The organism is Paenibacillus jepli (genome assembly GCF_047238105.1).
GTDB lineage: Bacteria > Bacillota > Bacilli > Paenibacillales > Paenibacillaceae > Paenibacillus_D.
The window spans coordinates 4,890,609-4,914,138 of sequence record NZ_JBDFMD010000001.1; the positions used below are offsets into that span (position 1 = coordinate 4,890,609).

A 23,530-nucleotide genomic window follows, 5' to 3' on the forward strand; every position below is an offset into this window, starting at 1 on the left:
CAAAACATTGGCGCAAGCATAATATAATAATCAAATGAATATTAGATTGAGGTGATGGGGAATGAAGAACCAAGATACATGCGAGATCTTTTGTTATGACGAGGATAAGGTCAATCGAGTCCGGGGAAAAATAAGCAAAAATGATCTTCAGGATATGGCGCAAATCTTTAAAGTGCTTGCAGACTATACGCGGCTAAAGGTTGCTTATGCCCTGTGCGATGAGGACGAGTTATGCGTCTGTGATGTGGCCAATATTATCGGCTCCACGATGGCGACGGCTTCCCATCATTTACGGTTGCTGCGGAACATGGGGATTGCACAGTATCGCAAAGAAGGTAAACTTGTTTTTTATTCACTGGAAGATGAGCAGCTTAAACAAATGATAATGCTTGCCATTGATCATCAAAAGGAGGTTGTTGGCGTTGAGTAAAGTGGCTGAACCATTGGATGACAAAAACGTATACCGCGTCGAAGGATTCACATGCGCGAATTGTGCAGGGAAATTTGAGAAAAATGTTATGGAACTTCCAGGGGTTCAAGATGCCAAAGTGAATTTTGGAGCATCTAAAATTTCCGTTTATGGTGAAGCAACAATTGAGGAACTTGAAAAGGCAGGAGCTTTTGAAAATCTTAAAGTGGCTCCGGAAAAACCTGTACGAGTAGCTAATCAAGAAATTAAAGAGGTGAAAAAGGAAGAAAAAGTTCCGTTCTATAAAAAGCACAGCACTTTACTCTATTCAGCCTTATTTCTTGTCTTTGGTTACCTTTCATCATCTGTTAATGGGGATGAGAACATTGTTACTACATTATTATTTGTAGCATCTATGTTAATCGGTGGATTATCACTCTTTAAAATCGGTTTACAAAACTTGATTCATTTTGACTTTGACATGAAAACCCTTATGACAGTAGCTGTTATAGGTGGTGGCATTATAGGAGAATGGGCTGAAGTTTCCCTTGTTGTCATACTCTTTGCAATCAGTGAAGCTCTAGAACGATTCTCTATGGATAAAGCAAGACAATCGATTCGTTCATTAATGGACATCGCTCCAAAGGAAGCCCTCGTTAGACGGAATGGACAAGAAATGATGGTCCATGTCGATGATATCGCGGTTGGAGATATCATGATTGTCAAACCTGGTCAAAAGATTGCTATGGATGGTGTGGTTGTAAGTGGCTACTCTGCAGTCAATCAGGCAGCCATTACAGGTGAGTCAGTCCCTGTTGAGAAAACGGTTGATGATGACGTATTTGCAGGTACTCTAAATGAAGAAGGATTACTTGAGGTAAAAATAACTAAGCTGGTAGAAGATACAACGATATCTAAAATTATTCATCTTGTAGAGGAAGCACAGGGTGAACGTGCTCCATCTCAAGCATTTGTTGAGAAATTCGCAAAATATTATACGCCAATCATCATGATCATTGCGGCTTTAGTCGCAGTTGTTCCTCCACTTTTCTTTGATGGAAGTTGGGAGACATGGATTTATCAAGGTTTAGCGGTTCTAGTTGTTGGTTGCCCTTGTGCATTGGTTATTTCCACTCCGATTTCGATTGTTTCAGCAATTGGGAATGCAGCGAAAAAAGGTGTCCTTATAAAAGGCGGGGTTTATTTAGAAGAAATGGGTGCCTTAAAGGCCATCGCATTCGATAAAACAGGTACATTAACAAAAGGAGTCCCAGTTGTAACTGATTTCAACGTGTTGAACAATAAGACGAACGACAAAGAACTGTTGTCCATTATCACTGCATTGGAATACCGTTCCCAACATCCTCTTGCTTCAGCCATCATGAAAAAAGCTGAGCAGGAGAATATATCTTATTCTGACGTAATGGTTGAGGACTTTTCTTCTATTACAGGTAAAGGAATTAAAGGTATTGTAAACGGAACGGCCTATTATATCGGAAGTCCAAAACTCTTTAAGGAATTATTAGCTTCTGGTTTCAATGAAAAACTAGAGCAAAATGTAACGACTCTTCAAAACCAAGGTAAAACAGCGATGGTAGTTGGAACTGAAAAAGAAATGCTTGCTGTTATTGCAGTAGCTGATGAAGTACGTGAAACAAGTAAGGAAGTCATTCAAAAGCTGCATCAACTTGGCATCAAAAAAACCGTTATGCTTACGGGTGATAACAAAGGTACTGCGAATGCGATAGGCGGGCATGTTGGAGTATCGGATATTCAGGCAGAACTGATGCCACAGGACAAATTAGACTATATTAAACAATTAAGATCCGAGTACGGTAAGGTAGCAATGGTTGGTGATGGAGTCAATGATGCCCCTGCGTTGGCAGCTTCTACTGTTGGAATAGCAATGGGTGGGGCTGGTACGGATACAGCATTAGAAACGGCTGATGTTGCTCTAATGGGAGATGATTTAAGAAAACTTCCATTCACTATTAAATTAAGCCGTAAAGCTCTAAATATAATTAAGGCTAACATTACCTTTGCAATAGCTATTAAATTTATTGCCTTATTATTGGTCATCCCGGGTTGGTTAACGCTTTGGATTGCTATCCTTTCCGATATGGGAGCAACGCTCCTGGTTGCATTAAACGGTTTGCGACTGATGAGAGTTAAGGAATAAGGCATAAAACAAAATATTCAGGTTGAGTTAGGGGTGAATATCCCTGACTCTATCCTTTGAAAGGAAGTGTGTTGTGCTTCGTTACTATGTTGTAGCCTTTATCGCCTTTGCCGTTGATCAATTGATCAAATGGAGTGTTGCGACGTATATGGATATCGGTCAAAAGATACCGCTTATTCCGGGCTTTATCCAACTGACATCCATTCGAAATCGGGGGGCCGCATTTGGGATCTTGCAAAACCAGCGGCTGTTTTTTATTTTGGTGACTGCCATCGTGCTTGTTGGTATTATCATTTACTTGCGTAAAATTTACCGCGGACAAAAATTCCTCGCTTACGCATTAGTGCTGATCTTTGGAGGAGCACTTGGTAATTTTGTAGATCGCGCTCTGCATGGCGAAGTCGTGGACATGCTTGAATTCACATTTTTCAATTTTCCGGTATTTAATATGGCGGATGTGTTCATCACGACAGGGGTCATTATGGTCATGATTGACACGCTCCGGGCATCCAGAGCGGATAAGGCATCGAGTCAGAGCTTGCCGGAGTAGATCGGGGTGGTTGTGCTGAATTGGGGCAGTTTGGTTTATGTATTTCTGGCGGCGGCCGCCAATGTGATCGGCGGCCTCGCTTTTGTGTTAAAACGTCATTGGTCGCGTAGCGGTCTGAATGCTTTGATGGCTTTAAGCGCAGGACTTTTGATCTCTATTGCCATTTTAGATTTTATTCCGGAGTCTTTGGAGCATGATTCCTCAAGCCCTATTTTCATCCTGATCGGTTTACTGGCGATTTACTTTTTCCAGCAATATGTCGCCGGTCATTTTCATTTCGGCGAGGAAACGCATGCCTCACAGCACGAAAAAAGTACCGCAATCGGTGCTATGGCTGGTATGATCATCCATACTTTTTTTGACGGGTTGTCGATCACAGCCAGTTTTGAGGTCGATTTTCGTTTGGGCATTACGGTCTTTATTGCCGTGATTCTTCACAAAATACCGGATGGACTTACGATTTCATCCATTATTTTTATTCTTTCCAAAAGCAGGACAAAGGCAATGGGCGCCGCACTTTTATTAGGAATCTCTACATTGGCAGGTGCGCTGACGGCATTTATGCTCGCCGACTTTTATTTGCCTGGGGAACAAACGGTTGCCGTTGCGATTGCTTTCTCGGCAGGGGTGTTTTTGTATGTTGCCGCCACCGATTTACTTCCTGTGGTGAATGCATCCGGGGATCGCCGCGCGATGCTGTTTTTCTTTATCGGTATCCTGTTATATTTTCTGCTTCAATGGGGAACTAACTGGTTGGCTCCATCTTTGCATTAAACCATGACGATGCTACTTTTTTTACTTATTGGGCGGCGTATAGGATAGGGCTTGTTTTCCAAGCGCTTCCCAACTCCTGATAAACTGCTGCTTATCCACCTTCTGCCCTTTCACGCCGGATAAGGGATCATTGACGTAGACGTACTGCTCGTCATATCCAACCAAAAGTACGCTATGTACAGAGAACGTGGCACGAACCGGTCCGGTAGGCGAATCCCAGATGACCCATTGTGAGGGTTCTACATATGCTATGGTTGTCCATGCAATAACAGGTACTCCTTGCGCCATTTGTTGTTCAAGTGTGTCAAACGACTGATTGGTTAAATCGACAGCGGTTGGAATATAGTTTTTTAACACGTGCAATAAAGCCGAGTGATAGATGCTATATCCTTTTTGATTGCCGGTGACATCCCCGACAAAACCGAGATTCGGGTCTCCCCAATAAGTAATGTTGCCATTCGCATCTGTTTTCATTGGGGTTGGATCTTTTTTCATTTCGCCGACAAGCTCCATTTTATTCTTATCGATGCCATGAAACTGGAGCAACATGGCTAAACTGGTGATCTCACACCCGTTATACAACTCTGGCAATTGTTTAATCAAAGGCGCATCGAGCTTTACAGTGTTTACTTGGGGTAATGGTGAGACACCTTGCATTGGGATTGATTTTTGTTCAGGCAACAATAACGGTTCCGACTGAGGTGAACGCCAAGCCAAAAGCGGCTTCCCTGTCACCTTTTCGTACAAAAGGCTGCCTATTATCACATTTATGATGATAAGCGCGCCGATGATCGAGTAAACAAATGATATTTGTAAAGATTTCGATAACAGGATCATTGTCCTACGCATGGCATTCCCTCTATTCTAGTCTGTTTGAAACTAGGGTATGTTTTGCCTATCGTAGCATGTTTACTAGAAAGATTAAAATCTTTAGTTTCATGTGATAAGGAGGTATGGTTTTTGAACCCTGAAAATATTACGATTTGGTTGGCGTTTGGGGCCGGTTTTTTATCTTTTATTTCTCCTTGCTGTCTTCCCTTGTACCCGTCCTATATCTCGTATATTACGGGTATCTCTACCAAAGATTTAAACGAACGGCAAAGTCTCTTTCAACGTAAAGCCTTGCTGCATACGTTGTTTTTTATCCTCGGATTTTCCATTATTTTTGTTGCTCTAGGATTATCGGCCAGCCTATTAGGGGATGTGTTTGCTAACAATCGTACACTAATCCGTCAATTGGGTGCGATTTTGATTGTCATAATGGGACTTGTTATGCTCGAGGTGTTCAAACCTCAATTACTTATGCGAGAAAAACGGTTCGCATGGAAGACGAGACCCTCCGGCTATGTCGGTTCGACATTGGTGGGTATTACGTATGCGGCCGGATGGACGCCTTGCGTGGGCCCTATCTTATCTGCGATTGTTGCTCTGGGCATCACAAATCCTGACCAAGCAATATTGTATGTTTTGGCGTATACACTAGGATTTGGCCTTCCCTTTTTCATCATGGCGTTTTTTATCGGAAAAATGAAATGGATCATGAAATACTCCAATAAAATGATGAAAATTGGCGGAGGTTTAATGGTGGTGGTTGGGATTTTGTTGTATACCGACCAGATGACGCAGATAACGATATGGCTAATTCGATTGTATGGAGGGTTCACCGGATTTTAGGGGAAATGGGAAGATGACAGCACGAGAGGTGATTTTCAAAGCCGTTAAACCGTAGTTGAACGGTCACAAACGGAGAATATTACCACCGGGGCCATATACGGGGTGAACTGCCTCAAGTGAAGGCTATGCTCGTTCACATAATGGCATAAGGAAATAATGCTAAAATACACACGATTCTACATAAATAATCCTTGACTGTGTACTATAGTACAGGGTTTATAGTTTATTACGGGGTGAGACAAGATGAAGTTTCGTTCAGGAGATATTTCCAAACTAAGTAACGTTAACAAAGAAACGCTGCGATATTACGAACGGAAAGGTTTAATTCCTGAACCCGTGAGATCGGATGCAGGCTACAGGCTTTATCCGGAAGAAACGATCAACCGAATCCTGTTTATTAAACGCATACAGGAGCTTGGCTTTACATTGTCCGAAATCGATAAATTGCTTGGTGTCGTGGATAAAGACGATGTGAGATGTGCGGATATGAATGATTTTGTTGTGCAAAAGCTTGAAGATGTTCGGTTAAAAATTAGAGATCTTCAACGAATCGAAACGATGCTAAACGATTTAAAAGACCGCTGCCCCGATGAAAAAGCGATACATGAATGCCCCATCATCGAAGCGTTGATTGACGATGATCCAAAAGAAAAGGAGGACATCAAATGAAAGAACATACAAAAAAATGGGGATGGGGCTTTTTAGCTCTGCTTTCGTGTCCTTGTCATCTCATTTTGATTGTTCCTCTACTTGCCGGTACAACGCTTGGTGCCTATTTTGCTGCCTATCAAACCGCAGCTAGCGTTATTTTGGCCGTTTTATTTGTGATCTCTCTTTGGATGATGTTCAAACGAACCGACAAACAAGCAAAAACCAATGCGACACACGACTGCTGCGCGGTTCCAGAGCGAAAATGAGGTGAATGAGTTGAGAGAAAAACTAACTAGCTGGGGAGCGGTACTATCGAACTTTTCTCATGTCCAGCTGTTGCCTGGGACCCTTGATCCTCATTCCCCTTGGATTATCCAGTTTGGCAGGAACGCTAGCGATTTTTTCGATCAAGCACCAGCTGTTTTTAATGATTATGACGTTAGTATTTCTTGGTGTTTCCTTTTATTTGGTTTATGGACGAAAACGCAAAAAGAAAAGTACGGTCGTCACATTATGGATGACGACCATTTTAGTATTAGGCGCGTTTCTTTATTTAGGATTGGCTGAAACAGGAAAGCTATAAGAAAGAGGTGTTTTGCGTGAGAAGAACGATGGGTATCATAGTGTTATTATCTCTTTTACTATTGGGTACGGCATGTGGGAACAATGAAAAATCAGCAACAGCTGGGCAAAGTACAACTATTGCGAATCAATCCGTGTCGTTCACGGTGATGGGGTTGGAATGTTGCCCGCCTTCGGTCATTCAAGATTCAATTCAAAAGGTAGACGGGGTTAGCAAAGTCGACATTGAACCCATGGGAAGCAAAGGGAAAGTTACGGTTGCCTTTGATGATAAGAAAACCGATTTGAAGCAGATTCAAACATCGGTTACCCAATATGGATTTGGTGTAACGGGAGGATAAAAAAATGAAAAAATACCGGATCAACGTTCAAGGTATGACTTGCACCGGCTGTGAAGAACACGTTACGACAGCACTTGAACAGATTGGAGCTGCGAATATTGAAGCGAGTTTTCGTCGCGGAGAAGCGACGTTTGAATTTCCGGATGACGTAGAGATTGAAACAGCGAAAAAAGCCATCAATGAGGCCGAATATCAATCCGGGGATGCGGAAGTTCTCGACTCCCATACTGTTCCAGTGCTCAGCGATGAGGGTGACTATGATTTTCTGATTATTGGTTCCGGTGGAGCCGCTTTTTCCGCCGCGATTCAAGCGGTCGAATATGGAGCAAAAGTGGCGATCATCGAGCGGGGGACCGTAGGCGGAACCTGCGTGAACATTGGCTGCGTACCATCGAAAACCTTGCTTCGGGCCGGTGAAATCAATCACTTCGCGAAAAACAACCCTTTCTTGGGGCTAAATACTTCCGCTGTTGCCGTTGATTTGGATCAATTGGTTGAACAAAAAAATGAGCTTGTAGCCGAAATGCGTGAACAAAAGTATGAACATTTGATTGGTGAGTACGGATTTGAACTCATTCGCGGGGAAGCGAAATTCGTTGATGAAAAAACCATCGTAGTCGGTGGGCGAAAGCTTACTGCTAAACGGTTTTTACTCGCGACAGGAGCTGCACCGTCGATTCCGGATATTCCAGGATTAACAGACGTTGATTATTTGACAAGCACGTCACTGCTGGACCTTAAACAATTACCTAAAACACTTGCTGTTATTGGTTCAGGGTATATCGCCATGGAATTAGGTCAACTGTTTCACAACTTAGGTACTGAAGTTACGTTAATACAAAGAAGTCCGCGAATCTTTAAAGAGTACGATCCTGAAATCTCCGAAGCGGTGACGAAAGCCTTAACGGAACAAGGGATTCATTTGATTACGGGTGCCACGTATGACCGCGTTGAAACAACTGGCAACCTTAAACACGTCCATCTTTCCGTAAACGGTGAAAAGAAAGTCATTGAAGCCGAACAGTTGCTTATTGCGACCGGCAGAAAACCAAATACCGAAGCACTGAATCTTCGTGCCGCAAACGTCATTATTGGTTCCAAAGGCGAAATCGTGGTCGATGATGTTTTAAAAACCTCAAATCCTAGGATTTACGCCGCAGGCGATGTGACGATGGGTCCGCAGTTTGTGTACGTGGCTGCCTATGAAGGACGCATCGCGGCGGATAATGCAGTTGGTGGGTTAGAGAAAAAAGTAAACCTTGAAACTGTTCCGGGGGTCACGTTCACTTCACCGGCGTTGGCGACAGTAGGACTTACAGAAGAGCAAGCCAAGGCAAAAGGATATGAGGTGAAGACTTCTATTCTTCCTTTGGATTCGGTGCCTAGAGCACTTGTAAATCGCGAAACAACAGGCGTTTTTAAATTAGTTGCTGATTCCAAGTCGTTAAAGGTGCTCGGCGTTCATATTGTCGCCGAAAATGCAGGAGATGTGATTTACGCCGCCACACTTGCTGTAAAATTCGGTTTAACGGTTGAAGATTTACGCGACAGCCTAGCTCCATATTTAACGATGGCTGAAGGATTAAAACTGGCGGCTCTTACGTTTAATAAAGATGTATCCAAATTATCCTGTTGCGCTGGGTAAGGTATATTATCTGTGGTAATTCACATGTTTGAGGAGAGCGATTTCAATAAACTACAGGCTGCCTAGGGAGCCTGTTTTTGCGCATATATGGCTGTTGACTCATATAAATATCCTTAGCGTACGTTTTCGTTTTGTTGGCGGTACTCCGTATAGTAATTTTCGATAAATTTGCCCCTCCCTCTCAAGATTTGCCTGTAATTAAGAAAATCCTGCGCCCCCGTTAAGGAAGTGCTAAAGTATGGCTGGGCATATGGATCGGGAGAGAAAGCGCTGCAAGGTAAGGAACTCATTCTGGCCATATCGATTAGCGGACGGAGCATTCGTACCGGGTGGGCGGATACAGCCATTACACGATCAGCGAACTAACCAGCCCCTCCAAGCGACGGCGAATTTGACCGGAATGTACTTTCTTCCTCATTTTGTCCATTATGGAGTTGTCTCAGCCGAAGACAAGGCGATCAGCCAAAGCGCTTCAGCCTATGTACAGCATATTACTGCACCGCAGGCCCATCGCTATAGGATGGCTCCTTGAAGTCGTAACACATTATCGATAAAGGATGGGACCGACATGAACCTCAATTGGTTTGCTGTGGAAATGCTCATGAAACAACGCCAAAGGGAAATTGAACGATCCGCTAGAGAAGCGTGGAAATGGTCAGCCGCCATGCAAAAGCATTCTGGCCGATTCTTCAGCAGACAACAAATCATCCGTGCAACACCAACGGCCTGCTGCTCTATGGGCTGCTGTTGATTTTATAAAATTAAACTAAGGAGTGATCTTTCATGAATCAAGTGAGTAGTGATCATATTCGTCAAAACGTTCGTAATCGGTATAAGGAAATCGCCTTACAGGGCGTAGGGGCGGAGTCCTGTTGTGCGCCAGCCAATACTTGCTGCGAGTCGCCCGTAGACGTTTCCTCTAAAATGGGCTACCATCAGAAGAACTGACAGCCGTTCCGGATGGGGCGAACCTTGGCCTCGGCTGTGGCAATCCGCAAGCCATTGCCGGGTTGCAACCGGGAGAAGTTGTGCTGGACCTGGGCAAAGGCGGCGGGTTTGATTGCTTTCTTGCCTCTCGTCAGGTAGGCGCATCCGGCCGCGTAATTGGTGTGGATATGACACCGGAAATGGTCAGCCGCGCCCGCGAAAATGCGAGCAAAAGCGGATTTACCAATACAGAATTTCGGCTGGGAGAGATCGAGCATCTGCCGGTCAAGGACCATTCGGTTGACGTGACGGGAAATCGGCTCACCATTCATTAGCTGGAATGACAAATTGTATAACAAATTGCATAACAAATTGTGTGACAAATTAAAACGAACATGATGTTGTAGCAGAGAGAGAGAATCTCTAGTAACATCAAGCAAACGTATTACTCTATTTGATGTCAACTAAATGAAATCAACACCTAAGTCTGCATCGCGATTTCGGTTGACCGGCAACTCAATATGGAAAACGGCAAAACTGTCGAAAGGCAGTGACGCAAAGCCACGGATCTTCTCACTGTTCAAGTGATGACCGCCGGGCTACCCAATTTGCCATACACGGCCTATGGGGTCGTGTTTTTGTTATTTGTTTATTTAGAAAACTGAGGAGGGCAGTATGATATCCAGAATAGACTTTCATTGGGAATTGCCTATGATATCTGAGAAAAGCAAAGATTGTATTAATGTAGTGCTAGTGGATAGTGACCGAGAATGGTGCAGTCGCTTTGCAGGATTGCTCAAAAAAGCGACGGATATTCATCTCATTAACACTTCTGCCACCAAAGAAGAGGCATTGCGAGCTAGTTTACAGTTGGACGTGGATGTTGTGGTAGTGAATGCAACGCTACAGTCGTCTGGGCGTGATGGGTTAGATGCTACAAAGGACATTCTCGCAAAAAAAGATGTTCCTATTATTGCTATGGCCTCAAGTACAGATCCTGAAACGATCGTCGAGGCATTTACAGTCGGGGCGGTAAACTTTATAAGCAAAACCGATATGCGAGACATCGTTATCGCAATTCGGGAAGCGTATCACCGTAGCTCATCCTTACATCCGAGAGCATCGAAGGTACTTCGCGAGGAACTCATCCGGCTGAAGCGCCAGGAACTTAGTTGTAAGTTGACTATGACTGAAAGGGAAGTGCTTCAATTAATCAGTTTAGGTCATTCCCAGCCCAAGTTGATCCAATTGATGGGTATTTCACCAAATACGATGAAGACGCACGTTCGTCATATTAGGAGAAAGCTCGGTACAAAATCGATCAAAGAAGCAGCAGAAAAGGCAAGGCGGCTTGGACTAGTGGATATTATGGACAATAAATAGCACGATGCTCTTTGAGGTGACGAAATACGATCTACTTCGACAGGATTCACAGGTTTAAGGGTGATAAATAAATCACCCTGCCGAATGACATCGGAAATAGGTACAATGAGGGGTAAGGTGGGATATGGATAAGGATAAATGACCCACTATGAATAGGAGGGATTTGTGGCAAAAGCAACTAAAGGATGATGCATTGGATAGGTGGAGTCTGTCATGTGAAGAACGGGACAAGCTCAACGTGGTTCTTTTTTCTCATTCACCGTTTGGGTTGTCCCCAAAATGATGAATGAAAGGATGATCGACATGTGTCGAAAAGAAATGGAGTGTGAATTATGTCTGGATAGCCGGATAGGAAACGGGGGGAGAGACTTATGTTGCTAGTTGAACAAATAACCCCTTATGAAAAAGTTGAGACTTGGTTAATGGCTTATGCGGATTGGAAAGCACGGCTGGAATATGCGCAAACAGAGCTTGTGCATATTCCGGGCTTGACCAAAGCGTTGCATGAAGTGGCGATCCATGGCTACGGCCAACCCAATGACGCGTTGCTTCGCACAGTCATTCATCGTTTGGAAATCACCGAGCATGAAATACCGTTTCTTAAATCCAGAATCGGATTGATCGAATTCGCTTTCTCGGCTCTCACCCCAGAGGAAAGACGATTCGTTCAATTGCGATATCAAGATCAACTGGCGTTTTCAACCGCCATGGACCGCTTGGGATTATCGCGCCGCGCGTTTTTCTATCATCGGAAACGAATTTTGCAGAAAATATACCGCAAAATTAAAAGCCGAACAGCATTATTGGAATATGACCCGTTTGATGAAAAGTAAAAGATCAGTATCCGAAAAAAGATGCTATTGCGCATCTTTTTTTGGTGAGCAGAAATAAAAATGCAAGGATATAAACCTAACCTCTATTATAAGGTTCCCCGTAATTGCATGTCTAATCTTTTCGAGTTCGTTTTTTTCCGACCCCAATAAAAGCTAGTAGATGAATTCATTATAACAGACACTATGAGTTTTATAAATAGGGAACTTATCGTGTGTTCATTTGTGAAAATCCACCTTATAAGCTGAAAACATAAGGTGGTGGTCATATTGTTATCCATAAGGGAAGTTTTTGGTCAACGAATTCGGGCATTAAGGGAAAAACTGGGGTTGACGCAGGAGCAGCTTGCTGAAAGAGCGGATCTGCATCCCAATTATATCGGACAAATCGAACGCGGGTTAAAAAATGTATCCTTGGAAAATATACAAAAAATCGCCAATGGCTTGAGGATCGAATTGCATCAATTGTTTTCATTTGACCAATCGCCTCGCTTACAGCCGTTGGAGCAGTTAATCCAATTGTTAAAGTTTTGTCCAGAGGATGAAGTGGCCTTCTTACTCAAACATATAGAACACTTGTTGAAGTGGCGCAAGCCGAATGATAAGGAATCCGATTAGAAATTCTTCTTCAAAATAACTTTGTTGCACTCTTTTTGCACCGAACATGCACCGAACATAAAATGGGAATGCATCCAATATGCACCAATTATGCACCCCATTTGCACGGTTTTCATGATAAGATGGTATCGTGAACAAGACAGGAACAGTATGTTGAGAGGCAAACAGGCCATCCGGTTTCGGAAAGCCTGTTTTTTTGTTTTGGGCTAGAGCGAGCCGTTTCTGAAGCTGTATAATCAGGATTGTCTGTTTGTCCCTCCTATACCGTTCTCTCATAATCAGGCATCGAGCGCCGCTTCTTTTCCTTATCAGGAAGAGTCGCGAGGCGCTCTTTTTTATTCTGGATGGCAGCACCAACATAAACAGATGGCTTTTCTTCTCGCATGGTGTTGCCATGTGAGGATGGAGCTGATATTTATGTGCCCCCAGCCCAGTTGTCTGTAATATCAAGCCGCGATCTTTTTATGTGTCTGTTCTACGGTTTTTAACACGATCACTTTCAGACTTAGCCGCAATGGAGCGTTGGCATGCTCTGTGGCAAAGTCTTTTTTGTTTTTTTGAGATTATTCACAAACGCTTTAAAGGAAGCTTAGGCTGTCGCTCTCCCCCCTCTGTTTTGGTTTGCCTAAAAACCAAAATGGAGGGACGAATATGAAAAGGATTAACTTGCGGGATATGTATCCCTTTTTTAAGACGGATGTGTGGGTTGATGTGGATGAAGAAGTTGCGCAAGAAATCCGTCGCTTCGACTTGCATGAAAGCGCATACAGGTTACGCGTGTATCGCCATCAAGCTTATTACTCGCTTGATCGGAATGACGGTATTGAGCAGGATATTCTCTTTCTTTCACTTTCATCGGAGGAAGCTTACGAGCGCAAGCTTTCCCGGCAGCAGCTTTATGAGGCTTTGTGCCAGTTGCCGGAGAAATCCGCAAGACGAATTTATGCTCACTTTTTTCTAGGCATGAGCAAAGTCGCGATTGCCAGAGCCGAGCATGTCGATGAACGGGCTGTTCGTAAATCTATCCAAAGAGGCTTGAGACAAATGGGACACTTGCTCAAAAATATGTAATTTTTTCATCGAAGGGTCCGGTTTTCGTGCCAAAATGAACAGTTTTATAGAAGGCCATGTTCAGAAAGCGGCTGGTTATAACCAGCCGCTCATTTTCTATGAGAGGGGCAGGTATCAATGAATCCGATTCTATTTCGAGATGTAGAACACGAGGAATTCTACTATCAAATGCTGGACGAAAGGAAATGCAATGACGGCTACCATCGGGCACTTTTCTACACATTAGGCATTTCCCGAGATACCCGGAGTCATATCCGCGATTTGTTTGATTTTTCTAATGGGGGCATTAAACCTGAAGGTCTTGCGGCCTCTTGGCAAACCGGTAGTTCTATTCGCGTGTGCAGGCTCGCTTTTAATCTGTGGAATGGCTGGACGGAAACAGGCTGGGAACGCTACTCCACTCCCCACGAATTATTCGATTGCAGCTACGCTCCCTATTTTTTTGAAGCGATTCACCTTCGCTATCCTGATTATTGCAGAAGCCAAGAGAGGATTTTCAAACGTCCGACTGAACAAATTCGCTGAATGGCTACCAGCTAAGGGAGTGGAATAGGACGATGAAGGATATTAAAACGAGGACAGTTGTAAAAGACATTAAACGTTTGGATAGATTGCCAAACTTGATGGATCGTGTAAAACGTTCGAGCGCCCGCACGAAACAGCAGAAAGACAATGACAAGACGACTTCACAATCTCCAGTTGAATATGCGCAGCACCATTCTGCATCGGCCATAGATAAAACGGTACGTGCTCAAATTGGAATGAGCGTGGTTATCAACAAAAGATTGATAAGGCTCATTCAAAAAAAGCGGGCAATGTCAGAGGATAATACGGTAGCGAGGCAGAACCCCGTTGCCATAATTACTAAGCCTTCGGGTACACGTCAATTGCAGCTTGCCCACAGGTTGCATCTCCGTAAGCCGGTTGATGGCAAATATCTTTTGTCATCTAGCCAGCAATCAGGAAAACAACGCTTTATACGAAGCCGGGTTAATGCCCGGCTTCCGCATCCTTCTCGCAAAGATAGCTCTCCTGACCGAATTCTAAATCGGAAAGGTAGACATCAAGAACCAGCCGGAAAAAAAGGAGCATTTACCGCCGCGGTATCTCATTCAGCAAATGTACGTGGGAATCGTCTAAAAGCGCTAACGTCCGAAAGCTTGAGGAAGCGGCATTTCAGGCAACAGTCATCCCGAATTCCCTCCGCTATATCCAAGCAAGCAGGCCATACGATTAAACGTAAAGAACGGAAGTTTAAGACATTATCGCCATTTATAAAAACGGGACAAAGGTTAGGACAGGCTAAAAGCCATTCTGATACCCAAGCGGAAGGAAAAATGCACGGCGTCAGGACAGCACAGCGGACTGCACAGATGGCGATGACTGCCCGCCGCTCCATTCAAAGAGCACAAGCTGCAGCACGATTAAATCTTCGGATCATTAAAATGGTAGTAAAAGCAGCCGCTTTGCTTGTCAAAGGGGTAGCCGCGCTTTTGGGGATTAGTAGCACCGTTATTGTATTGCTGTGCATTGTTATGGCTATAGCTGCTGTCATTTCCTCTCCGTTCAGCATCTTTGTTTCCGGTGAAAACACGGATGCCGATGTAAAGCCGCTTTCCCGAATCGTTCAAGAGCTGGACATTGAGTATGCCGACCGACTGGCAGAAATACAGCAGTCCGCTGGCCGTGTAGACCGGGTGGAGTTTCATTACCCCGGTAGCGCGGACAACACGCGAATAGATAATTGGATGGATATTATAGTCGTTTTTGCCGTGAAGACTGTTATGGATTCAGAAAACGGAATGGATGTAGCAACACTTGATGCAACAAGGATCGGGATCATCCAATCGGTGTTTTGGGACATGAATCAACTGGAATCCCGTATCGAAACGATCGAACATACGGAAAGCGTTACGGTAGAGCATGAAGATGGGACTACCAGCGAAGAGACGACTACCAGCTATGAACACATTTTGCATATTACCGTTTCGAGCAAAACTGCGGAGCAACAGGCTGAATCTTATCACTTTACAAATGAACAGATGGACATCATGAAGGAAATGATGTCTGGAGAGTTTCGGCCACTCATGTTTGCGATGTTGGGTAAAGAAACGGATATTGGCTTGACGCCGGGGCAGCTTGCGGATATTGGGCAGCATTTGCCCGAGGGAGAAATAGGCAGCGAAGTCGTCAAATTGGCGCTAACTCGTTTAGGCGATCCGTACAGTCAACCGAAGGCCGGACAGGATGACTTTACAGATTGTAGCTATCTCGTTCAGTGGGTTTATCGACAGCTTGGTATCAACTTACCGCGTACCGCTGCGGAACAGGCCCGATTTAGCGTAGAAAATGGCCTGACAGTAAGCGCGGCAGAACTGGTCCCTGGCGATCTTGTATTTTGGAGCTACGAACGCAACGGTAGATTTATGGATATAACCCATGTTGGAATTTATGCGGGGAATGGAAAAGTTGTAGATGCTTCCTCAAGTCGGGGGCAGGTGGTGTATCGTAATCTGTTTGATTCGGATAAGCAAGTGTTGTTTGGAAGACCCGCGGTTAAAATGTAGCGAATAAATCATGATTCTAAGATGTACTCTCGGAATGCTCGGAAGTCACTTATTCAGGGCTTTCGAGCATTTCCCTTCTAAAGTACTCCTTTAATATCTCTTTGTTCATGTACAAGCTTAGACAATTCCATTATGCCATACATTTCATTCTTGATAAAATCGCCTAGCTGCATAAGCATTTCTTCGTTTCTACTGTAGTACTTCCATTGTCTGTAACCCGGGATTCGAACAGCCCGGCTTTTTTCATTAGCAGCAAATAGTTGGAAAAAGGGACTGGGCCAATCCGTCGAGCGTCTTCTCCAGGATGATCGATTCGTAGATCATGTCCAGGGAGAACGGCGCACCACTGAGGATGTAGAATGTTTCAAACATGGCTGACCTCCTTGCTCACCTGGCGGTAGGCAACGGGCGATGCCTGCTGTTCCCTGCGGGCGACATTGCGGTCTTTCGCGGCGGGGCGAGCAGCCGGGAAGCATCCGCAGGCACTTCGACCAGATGCTCAGGCAAGGGTGGCCACTTGCCGGCACGTTCCCCGATGACCAGTTCGCGAACGCGCCACGGCACTTGGCCCTGAGCTCCGCAATGTCCGCCGGATCGAAGACGACGTCGACCGTTTGTACGATGAATGGAAGGCCGACTTCGTCGTACTTGATCCTGGAATCTGATGCAGCCCGACTTGTCCACATTACGCGATTCACAGTGCAGGAACACCGTGGCGAGAGCGTCCGGATCCACGAACCTTAGCGCCTTCTTGTCGCTGCGGTACGCCGCGTTCGTGGTAGAAGCCGTCCGACCAACTAAAAATGGAGAGAGGCTATTGATTAAGCCGCTCGATTTCTCGCGCTCCGATTAAGTGAGGGCGGATAATGTAGTAATAAGTTTTAGTTGACGATCAACTTAAATATGATTTTAAACTTTACGATTTTAGAATAAATATAAACGAAACTAGACAAAAACTATGTTTTGGTATATCTTTATTGTGAGGACATTAACGAGGGGTGACAATTTATGAGTATAGATATTTATCAAAAATGTATGCTTCTCTTGGAGCAGAGAACAGTTATATATGAAGGAATTAGATCAGGATTTAAGAGACATCAGCTATACCTAGAGCTATTTTCAGATATCGAAACAGATACATCGAATCCCAAAAATCGTTATGACCTTGTTAACACAGAAGTAATTAATTCGATTAAGAAGTATCCGCATTTACAAATTGAGATTGAAAAGAAGAAATCGGGCTTCCATCCTTATATCGTTTTAAGAGAAAAGCTGAGAAATATATCTGTTCTTGTCTTACCATTATCCACTAAGAAAGATATGTTTGACAGTGCCAGTACATACAGAATGAATTTTTCTGTTTCAAATATCCCCAGATTAATTGAAGAAGGATTACCTGAAGACTCTCCGGATATAGATATTCAATACCAGCAGGCAATGCACCCATTAGGTACGGAGAATTATCCTTTTGGTCTAATTGTTGTTTATGACCCTCATGATGGTTCAATCAGAGAGGGCGCTTTACTGCCTGATCATACAGACTGGATATTTTTGGAGGATACTACAAGTATGGTACTTAGCAATAGTTTAGACAATGTTAAGCCTATTAATGTGTATGAGGACAGTGACGATATCAAAATACCGTTCAAAGAGACAGCACATCAAACTGATGAGGATATACCTCTAAAGTTGAAATTTGATCCGTCAGTATGAAAGTAGGAAAGTTATATGATTAATGAGGAGCAGAAAATTATTCCAGCCAGACTCAAAGAGGCACGTTTAGTAAGAGGACTAAGTATCGGTGAACTCGCAATTAGAGTAGGCCTCTCTAAACAAGCTATTTCTCAGTATGAGTTGGGAGAAAATGAGCCTAAATCCAGTACAATGATGGGGATTATTCGGGAGTTGGATTTTCCCAAGAGTTTTTTCTATAAAACCTATGAAGAACATATCATAGGTAATACTTTTTTTAGAGCATCCGCAGCAGCAACGAAAAAAAACAAAGAGATTCAATACAATAAATCAAGGCTTGCTGGATATATTTATGATTATCTGCAAACGTACATTGAATTTCCTGAACTAAACTTACCTGATTTATCTTTATTTGATCAAACTGATTGGGATGATGATTCAATAGAGTTACTTGCGGAGAATGTCAGACAGTTTTGGGGACTTGGAGAAAATCCTATCAATAATATAGTTAATCTTATGGAACGAAATGGAATTGCTGTTTTTTCAATTGATATGGAGAGCTTGAAGGTAGATGCGTTCTGTCAATCCAGAAAGGGACGTCCTTATATTTTCTTAGGAAATGATAAGGAATCCGCTGCAAGAAGACAATTTGATGCAGCTCATGAAATTGGTCATCGCTTGATGCACAACCATATTCACAACCAGGATATACTTTCAAGAGAGGAATTCAAGATTATTGAGCATCAGGCGAATCGCTTTGCATCAGCTTTTCTATTACCTGCAGAGGCATTTGCAAAGACAGTTACTTCTACAAAGTTAATTCATTTTATAGAGTTGAAAAAATATTGGAAAGTATCAATCGCGGCTATGCTATATCGAGCTCAAGAATTAGGGATAATTGATCAGAGCAGGTATACTTCATTAATGAAGCAAATGTCCATTCACAAAATGAGGTCAAAAGAACCCTTAGATGATGTAATCCCAGTTCCTAAGCCTATTCTATTGAATAAAGGCATAAAGATGTTACTCCAGAATAATTTTAAAAATGAACTTCAAATAATCAATGAGAGTGGCGTCCCGAGAGAGTTTATTGAAATGCTTTGTACTATGGATAAAGGTTCACTTAAACTTAAGGAGATCGAGCCTACGCTTAGACTGATTGTTAACAATCAGAAAGAATCATAAACCTCTGAGGTCAGAAAACTCCTCAGAGGTTTATGATGTATAATGACTTTCACTGATAGAACTCCTGTCTATATCCAAGTAAGGCTTTCTAACTTTTTGGTATTAGACATGTTTTAGGTATACTACCGTATTACAGAGTAGTATTCGAACGAAGTTTGATCCTCAGAAATGCCGTGAACCCTTGTGAATTATCAATTAGAGGCATCTAGGAAAGTGCTTTTCGATGTGGTACGCTTGAGTTTGAGGGTTTTTCTTCGAATGATCACTGGCCAGTTGGCGTGGATGTGTAGACCCTCATTTTGTGTCTACTGTCACACGTAAGAGAAATTCATTGGTTTTGTGGCTACGTTTGGTCTTAGAGCCGTAGCAGACCTCGCCTCTAGTGTCTCACTCACCTCAAGAATGCTTCCGTGCTTAGGGAATAAGCGGTAAGCACTTTCCACAGTAAGCTTGAGTAATAACAGAAATCAACATTTGATTTTAAAATATACATAGAATTAGGTAGAGAGGATACACAGAACTTATGAATAAGCAACAACTCGCCACGAAAATATGGGAATCCGCTAATAAAATGCGCTCAAAAATCGAGGCCAATGAATATAAAGATTACATTCTAGGCTTCATATTTTATAAGTATCTTTCGGACAGGGAGTTAAAGTTTCTGAAAGAAGATGGCTTTCCCCAGGAAGACATCGAAACGCTTATTGAATCTGATGCCGAAACCGTAAAGTATATTCGTGAACGTATCGGATATTTTATTGCGTACAAGGACTTGTTCTCAACCTGGCTCAAAATGGGCAAAGATTTCGATGTGTCTAATGTCACAGATGCTTTGTCAGCATTTAACCGTCTGATTAATCCCTCTTATAAGATGGTATTCGAGGGTATATTCAATACCTTGCAGGTTGGTTTGAGCAAACTCGGTGACAGCTCCGCTTCTAGAACCAAGGCGATCAGCGATCTGATTCATATGATTAAAGACATTCCAATGAATGGAAGGCAGGACTACGATGTCCTTGGCTTCATTTATGAATATTTGATTAGCATGTTTGCAGCCAATGCCGGAAAGAAGGCAGGCGAGTTTTACACGCCGCATGAAGTATCCCTTCTTATGTCCGAAATTGTTGCAGGTCATTTAAAGGACAGGTCGGAAATCAACATTTATGACCCGACGAGCGGTTCGGGCTCTCTTTTGATCAATATTGGTCGTTCTGTTGCCAAGTATATTGATGATGAAGACAATATCAAGTATTTTGCACAGGAATTAAAGCAGAATACATACAATTTGACTCGTATGAATTTAGTTATGCGCGGCATTCTTCCGGATAATATCGTAACCCGAAATGGTGACACTTTGGAGGATGATTGGCCATACTTTGATGAAGCCAACCCGATTGAAACGTACAATCCACTTTATGTGGATGCAGTTGTTTCCAATCCTCCATATTCTCAGCATTGGGATCCGAGCAATAAGGAAACAGACCCACGCTACGCACGTTTCGGACTCGCTCCAAAATCAAAAGCCGATTATGCTTTCCTGCTTCACGATTTGTTCCATCTTAAGCCGGATGGCATCATGACGATCGTTCTTCCGCATGGTGTCCTGTTCCGCGGCGGTGAAGAGGGCGGGATTCGCAGAAATTTAATTGAAGGCAATCACATTGATGCTATCCTAGGGCTCCCCGCCAATATTTTCTTTGGCACCGGTATTCAGACGATCATCATGGTGTTGAAACAAAAACGTGAGAATACTGATGTTCTGTTTGTTGATGCATCCAAAGGCTTTATGAAAGCTGGCAAGAACAATAAGCTCAGAGCGTCTGATATTAAGAAGATCGTTGAAACCGTAACGACCAGAGCCGATCTTGACAAATTCTCAAGAAAAGTCAGCCGTGAGGAAATTCGTCGGAATGAATATAACTTAAATATCCCTAGATATGTTGATTCTTCAGAAGGCGCAGAGAAATGGGATCTCTACGCTTCAATGTTCGGTGGCATTCCTATGAGCGAAACTGATAAACTCGACGCGTACTGGAGTGCTTTTCCGGGATTGAAGGAGGCATTGTTTACATATGGTGCTGGTCCTTACGCTGAATTGACAGTTGGCAATATCGAACAGACTGTCAACGAGCATCCTGCTGTAAAAGCTTTCATTTCCAACTTCATGGATGCCTTCGGAGACTTCGAAGGTTTCATGAAAAGCGAGCTTATAACCAATATGGCGAGCCTGAATATTTCAAAAGAAGAGGCAGTATTGAGTGCTGAAATTTTTACCCGACTTGCCTCCATTCCGCTTATTAACAAATATGAAGCCTATCAATTTCTTGCTGATGAGTGGGCAAAAACATCCGTTGATCTTGAAGTCATTCAAACAGAGGGCTTCAACGCTGTCAAGAAGGTTGATCCCAACATGGTCATCAAGAAAAAGGACGGCAAAGAGGAAGAAGTCCAGGATGGTTGGATCGGCCATGTCATTCCGTTTGAACTTGTACAGCGGACACTTCTATTGGATGAATATGAAGCGGTCATGCAAAAAGAGGGTCGCCTTGCCGAAATCTCCTCTGAATATGTTGAAATTCTCGATTCACTTTCCGAAGAAGAAAAGGATTCAAATGTGACAAACGAGTCCAATGATGCGTTCGTCGCTAAAGAAGTCAGCGAAAAAATAAAAGAAATTTATGCTGACGTCGATACCGAGGAAATTAAGGCTCTTAACACTTATATCCTACTTTCCAGGAAAGCCGAAAAACTTGCCTTTATCAGTGCACACGACGAAGTCGTATGGTCCAATATGGAAGTAAGCCACGATGGCACCTATGCTAAAAAAACAATAATTGCTTATTTAGCAGAACTTCAATCTGTTTTTGAATTCCCGGAAGAATCCTTTGAAGCAAAAATTATAAAAGTAAATAGGCTGATGGCCGAAGAAAAGGAAGTAAAAGCACAGGTAAAAGCGGATGCCGCAGCTTTGCATATAAAAACCAAGGAAGCTATTGAAGCGCTGTCCGACGAGCAGGCGCTGGAATTGCTTGAACGAAAATGGATTGTTCCGCTTACGGAGAGTATTAAGCAGCTTCCCCTTAATGTAATTTCTGTTCTGGTAGACAATGTAAGAGCTCTGTCTGAAAAATACGCTGTTACGTACTCTTCAGTTGAAACGGAGATACAGGAAACGGAGTCTACTCTCTCGGTACTAATTGATGAGCTCATCGGCAACGAGTATGATATGAAAGGTCTCAGCGAGCTCCAAAAGCTACTGAAGGGTGAATAATATTATGGCCGGAAAAGATAAAAAACCAGATATTCGTTTCAGTGAATTTAAAGGTGCCTGGGAACAGCGGAAGTTAGGGGAAATATACAAGGAACGTAACGAACGAGGAGACGATTCTTTACCGATCCTTTCCGTTTCCATCCGTCATGGTGTTTCAAACGAAGAATTAGACAGTGATACTTTAGGGAAGAAAGTGCGTAGAAGTGAAGATAAGTCTCTTTATAAACATGTTTATTTCGGTGATCTCGTTCTGAACATGATGCGTGCGTGGCAAGGGGCAATCGGAGTCGTAAAATCAGAAGGAATGGTGAGTCCTGCATATATTACTGCTATTCCCGATGCGCAACTTTATCCTCTGTTTATGGATTATTGTTTGCGCCGAGATGAAACCATTATTCAAATAAACAACCTCTCTTATGGCGTCACCGATTTCAGAAAAAGGCTTTACTGGGACTCGTTTATTAACGTTTTGTGTCACATACCTTCTGTGCCTGAGCAAGAAAGAATTGCGGCTATTTTTGCTCACATCGACAACCTAATTACCCTTCAACAGCGCAAGTATGAGAAGCTGATAATCATCAAAAAATCCACGGTTGAAAAAATGTTTCCGGAGCATGGAGCAAATGTTCCAGAAATTCGATTTGCTGGATTTACTGGTGCTTGGGAAAAGCGTAGATTAGGGGAAGTTATTATGGAATTAGAAGGATATACTACTTTGAAATCCGGATATCCATTATTGACTTCTTCTAGAAATGGATTGATGTTCCAGGATGAATATAGAGGTAATGTGACTACGTATAATGAAAATACTTTATTTAGCATTGTTCCGTATGGTAAATGCACCTACCGTCATATGAGTGATGATGATATTTTTCATTTTAATATAAACTATATAGTTGAAAACGGGCTTGTTAGCCGAGAATATCCGGTGTTCGATGCTTATGGACATAATTGTCTTTCTTTTATTGTTGAGTATTTAAATTCAAGCAATAGATTTATTTCATTCTGTAAGGAGCAAAAGAAAGGTGGTACTAGAACACGATTATATTACAAGAACTTGTGTGACTTTACGTTGTTCATTCCTCAATACGATGAACAACTAAAAATAGCTACGTTCCTGTCAAATCTCGATAGGAGCATCACCCTTCATCGGCGTAAGCTAGAAAAAATGAAAAATATAA

At 43.0% G+C, this 23,530-nt stretch carries 23 protein-coding genes, 2 pseudogenes and 1 riboswitch; of the genes and pseudogenes, 22 read left to right on the forward strand and 3 right to left on the reverse strand.

The features are described 5' to 3' along the window. The first annotated feature begins 61 nt into the window (after nt 1-61). From ABC336_RS21060 to ABC336_RS21075, 4 genes are all read left to right on the forward strand, one after another. Nucleotides 62-430 carry an ArsR/SmtB family transcription factor gene (locus tag ABC336_RS21060; RefSeq protein WP_413240505.1) on the forward strand — a complete coding sequence of 123 codons (369 nt, stop codon included), beginning with the start codon at nt 62-64 and terminating at the stop codon, nt 428-430. Next, the gene (locus ABC336_RS21065; protein ID WP_413240506.1) at nt 423-2,588 is read left to right on the forward strand and encodes a heavy metal translocating P-type ATPase; all 2,166 of its coding nucleotides are present in this window, start codon (nt 423-425) and stop codon (nt 2,586-2,588) included. The genes ABC336_RS21060 and ABC336_RS21065 overlap by 8 nt, the downstream gene beginning before the upstream one ends. Before the next feature lie 73 nt (nt 2,589-2,661). Then, a complete protein-coding gene (gene lspA, locus ABC336_RS21070) occupies nt 2,662-3,138 on the forward strand; it encodes a signal peptidase II (protein ID WP_413240507.1) in 477 nt (158 codons plus the stop codon). 6 nt (nt 3,139-3,144) lie between these two features. Further along, a complete protein-coding gene (locus tag ABC336_RS21075; protein ID WP_413240508.1) occupies nt 3,145-3,912 on the forward strand; it encodes a ZIP family metal transporter in 768 nt (255 codons plus the stop codon). A gap of 21 nt (nt 3,913-3,933) precedes the next feature. Here the strand turns inward: ABC336_RS21075 and ABC336_RS21080 are convergent, their stop codons facing one another. Beyond that, nucleotides 3,934-4,761, reverse strand: coding sequence for a C39 family peptidase (locus ABC336_RS21080; RefSeq protein WP_413240509.1), 828 nt, complete (start codon nt 4,759-4,761; stop codon nt 3,934-3,936). Nucleotides 4,762-4,872: 111 nt separating this feature from the next. Between ABC336_RS21080 and ABC336_RS21085 the strand changes: the two genes are divergently transcribed. The 14 genes and pseudogenes from ABC336_RS21085 (at nt 4,873) to ABC336_RS21150 (ending at nt 16,201) form a co-directional block, all read left to right on the forward strand. Beyond that, nucleotides 4,873-5,586 carry a cytochrome c biogenesis CcdA family protein gene (locus ABC336_RS21085; RefSeq protein WP_413240510.1) on the forward strand — a complete coding sequence of 238 codons (714 nt, stop codon included), beginning with the start codon at nt 4,873-4,875 and terminating at the stop codon, nt 5,584-5,586. Nucleotides 5,587-5,829: 243 nt separating this feature from the next. Beyond that, nucleotides 5,830-6,255 (forward strand): mercury resistance transcriptional regulator MerR, encoded by a 426-nt coding sequence (merR, locus tag ABC336_RS21090; RefSeq protein WP_155606633.1) that lies wholly within the window; start codon nt 5,830-5,832, stop codon nt 6,253-6,255. After that, the gene (locus ABC336_RS21095) at nt 6,252-6,503 is read left to right on the forward strand and encodes a transporter (RefSeq protein ID WP_413240511.1); all 252 of its coding nucleotides are present in this window, start codon (nt 6,252-6,254) and stop codon (nt 6,501-6,503) included. Before merR ends, ABC336_RS21095 begins: the two co-directional genes overlap by 4 nt. 59 nt (nt 6,504-6,562) lie before the next feature. After that, a complete protein-coding gene (gene merT, locus ABC336_RS21100; protein WP_413240512.1) occupies nt 6,563-6,820 on the forward strand; it encodes a mercuric transport protein MerT in 258 nt (85 codons plus the stop codon). A gap of 16 nt (nt 6,821-6,836) precedes the next feature. Next, a complete protein-coding gene (gene merP, locus ABC336_RS21105) occupies nt 6,837-7,160 on the forward strand; it encodes a mercury resistance system substrate-binding protein MerP (protein ID WP_413240513.1) in 324 nt (107 codons plus the stop codon). 4 nt (nt 7,161-7,164) lie between these two features. After that, nucleotides 7,165-8,805: a mercury(II) reductase gene (gene merA, locus ABC336_RS21110; RefSeq protein WP_413240514.1), complete on the forward strand. Its 1,641-nt coding sequence runs from the start codon at nt 7,165-7,167 to the stop codon at nt 8,803-8,805. Between the two features lie 568 nt (nt 8,806-9,373). Then, entirely contained in the window at nt 9,374-9,556 is a 183-nt protein-coding gene (locus ABC336_RS21115; protein WP_413240515.1) for a hypothetical protein, read from the forward strand. A 32-nt stretch (nt 9,557-9,588) separates the two neighbouring features. Next, nucleotides 9,589-10,040, forward strand: a pseudogene (locus ABC336_RS21120) (methyltransferase domain-containing protein); the annotation flags it as partial. Between the two features lie 212 nt (nt 10,041-10,252). Then, nucleotides 10,253-10,339: riboswitch (cyclic di-GMP riboswitch) on the forward strand. Nucleotides 10,340-10,407: 68 nt separating this feature from the next. Then, nucleotides 10,408-11,115, forward strand: coding sequence for a response regulator (locus tag ABC336_RS21125; protein ID WP_413240516.1), 708 nt, complete (start codon nt 10,408-10,410; stop codon nt 11,113-11,115). 371 nt (nt 11,116-11,486) lie between these two features. Then, nucleotides 11,487-11,948, forward strand: a complete 462-nt coding sequence (locus ABC336_RS21130; protein WP_155606626.1) for a hypothetical protein — start codon at nt 11,487-11,489, stop codon at nt 11,946-11,948. A gap of 267 nt (nt 11,949-12,215) precedes the next feature. Continuing rightward, nucleotides 12,216-12,563 carry a helix-turn-helix domain-containing protein gene (locus ABC336_RS21135; RefSeq protein ID WP_155606625.1) on the forward strand — a complete coding sequence of 116 codons (348 nt, stop codon included), beginning with the start codon at nt 12,216-12,218 and terminating at the stop codon, nt 12,561-12,563. A 651-nt stretch (nt 12,564-13,214) separates the two neighbouring features. Further along, nucleotides 13,215-13,634 (forward strand): RNA polymerase sigma factor, encoded by a 420-nt coding sequence (locus tag ABC336_RS21140; protein ID WP_413240517.1) that lies wholly within the window; start codon nt 13,215-13,217, stop codon nt 13,632-13,634. 117 nt (nt 13,635-13,751) lie between these two features. Next, nucleotides 13,752-14,159: a DUF6075 family protein gene (locus ABC336_RS21145; protein ID WP_413240518.1), complete on the forward strand. Its 408-nt coding sequence runs from the start codon at nt 13,752-13,754 to the stop codon at nt 14,157-14,159. A 32-nt stretch (nt 14,160-14,191) separates the two neighbouring features. Next, on the forward strand, nt 14,192-16,201 hold the full coding sequence (locus tag ABC336_RS21150; protein ID WP_413240519.1) for a C40 family peptidase: 2,010 nt from the start codon (nt 14,192-14,194) through the stop codon (nt 16,199-16,201). A 246-nt stretch (nt 16,202-16,447) separates the two neighbouring features. Here ABC336_RS21150 and ABC336_RS21155 read toward each other — a convergent pair whose 3' ends face one another. Both ABC336_RS21155 and ABC336_RS21160 read right to left on the reverse strand, forming a co-directional pair. After that, on the reverse strand, nt 16,448-16,573 hold the full coding sequence (locus ABC336_RS21155) for a hypothetical protein (protein ID WP_413240520.1): 126 nt from the start codon (nt 16,571-16,573) through the stop codon (nt 16,448-16,450). A gap of 15 nt (nt 16,574-16,588) precedes the next feature. Continuing rightward, nucleotides 16,589-16,765, reverse strand: coding sequence for a hypothetical protein (locus ABC336_RS21160; RefSeq protein WP_413240521.1), 177 nt, complete (start codon nt 16,763-16,765; stop codon nt 16,589-16,591). Between the two features lie 444 nt (nt 16,766-17,209). Here ABC336_RS21160 and ABC336_RS21165 point away from each other — a divergent pair, with 444 nt between their 5' ends. From ABC336_RS21165 to ABC336_RS21180, 4 genes and pseudogenes are all read left to right on the forward strand, one after another. After that, the gene (locus ABC336_RS21165; RefSeq protein ID WP_413240522.1) at nt 17,210-17,914 is read left to right on the forward strand and encodes a hypothetical protein; all 705 of its coding nucleotides are present in this window, start codon (nt 17,210-17,212) and stop codon (nt 17,912-17,914) included. 15 nt (nt 17,915-17,929) lie between these two features. Further along, nucleotides 17,930-19,078, forward strand: coding sequence for a helix-turn-helix domain-containing protein (locus ABC336_RS21170; RefSeq protein WP_254366590.1), 1,149 nt, complete (start codon nt 17,930-17,932; stop codon nt 19,076-19,078). A gap of 523 nt (nt 19,079-19,601) precedes the next feature. Next, nucleotides 19,602-22,349: a type I restriction-modification system subunit M gene (locus tag ABC336_RS21175; protein ID WP_413240523.1), complete on the forward strand. Its 2,748-nt coding sequence runs from the start codon at nt 19,602-19,604 to the stop codon at nt 22,347-22,349. Nucleotides 22,350-23,202: 853 nt separating this feature from the next. Beyond that, nucleotides 23,203-23,508, forward strand: a pseudogene (locus ABC336_RS21180) (restriction endonuclease subunit S); the annotation flags it as partial. Between the last annotated feature and the right edge of the window lie 22 nt (nt 23,509-23,530).

Bases quoted from the DNA above. Each gene is read 5' to 3' on its own strand.
- ABC336_RS21060 (WP_413240505.1), top strand. From the start codon at position 62: ATGAAGAACCAAGATACATGCGAGATCTTTTGTTATGACGAGGATAAG.
- ABC336_RS21080 (WP_413240509.1), bottom strand. From the start codon at position 4,761: ATGCGTAGGACAATGATCCTGTTATCGAAATCTTTACAAATATCATTT.
- merR (WP_155606633.1), top strand. From the start codon at position 5,830: ATGAAGTTTCGTTCAGGAGATATTTCCAAACTAAGTAACGTTAACAAA.
- ABC336_RS21095 (WP_413240511.1), top strand. From the start codon at position 6,252: ATGAAAGAACATACAAAAAAATGGGGATGGGGCTTTTTAGCTCTGCTT.
- merT (WP_413240512.1), top strand. From the start codon at position 6,563: ATGTCCAGCTGTTGCCTGGGACCCTTGATCCTCATTCCCCTTGGATTA.
- merA (WP_413240514.1), top strand. From the start codon at position 7,165: ATGAAAAAATACCGGATCAACGTTCAAGGTATGACTTGCACCGGCTGT.
- ABC336_RS21115 (WP_413240515.1), top strand. From the start codon at position 9,374: ATGAACCTCAATTGGTTTGCTGTGGAAATGCTCATGAAACAACGCCAA.
- ABC336_RS21125 (WP_413240516.1), top strand. From the start codon at position 10,408: ATGATATCCAGAATAGACTTTCATTGGGAATTGCCTATGATATCTGAG.
- ABC336_RS21130 (WP_155606626.1), top strand. From the start codon at position 11,487: ATGTTGCTAGTTGAACAAATAACCCCTTATGAAAAAGTTGAGACTTGG.
- ABC336_RS21140 (WP_413240517.1), top strand. From the start codon at position 13,215: ATGAAAAGGATTAACTTGCGGGATATGTATCCCTTTTTTAAGACGGAT.
- ABC336_RS21145 (WP_413240518.1), top strand. From the start codon at position 13,752: ATGAATCCGATTCTATTTCGAGATGTAGAACACGAGGAATTCTACTAT.
- ABC336_RS21150 (WP_413240519.1), top strand. From the start codon at position 14,192: ATGAAGGATATTAAAACGAGGACAGTTGTAAAAGACATTAAACGTTTG.
- ABC336_RS21155 (WP_413240520.1), bottom strand. From the start codon at position 16,573: ATGTTTGAAACATTCTACATCCTCAGTGGTGCGCCGTTCTCCCTGGAC.
- ABC336_RS21165 (WP_413240522.1), top strand. From the start codon at position 17,210: ATGAGTATAGATATTTATCAAAAATGTATGCTTCTCTTGGAGCAGAGA.
- ABC336_RS21170 (WP_254366590.1), top strand. From the start codon at position 17,930: ATGATTAATGAGGAGCAGAAAATTATTCCAGCCAGACTCAAAGAGGCA.
- ABC336_RS21175 (WP_413240523.1), top strand. From the start codon at position 19,602: ATGAATAAGCAACAACTCGCCACGAAAATATGGGAATCCGCTAATAAA.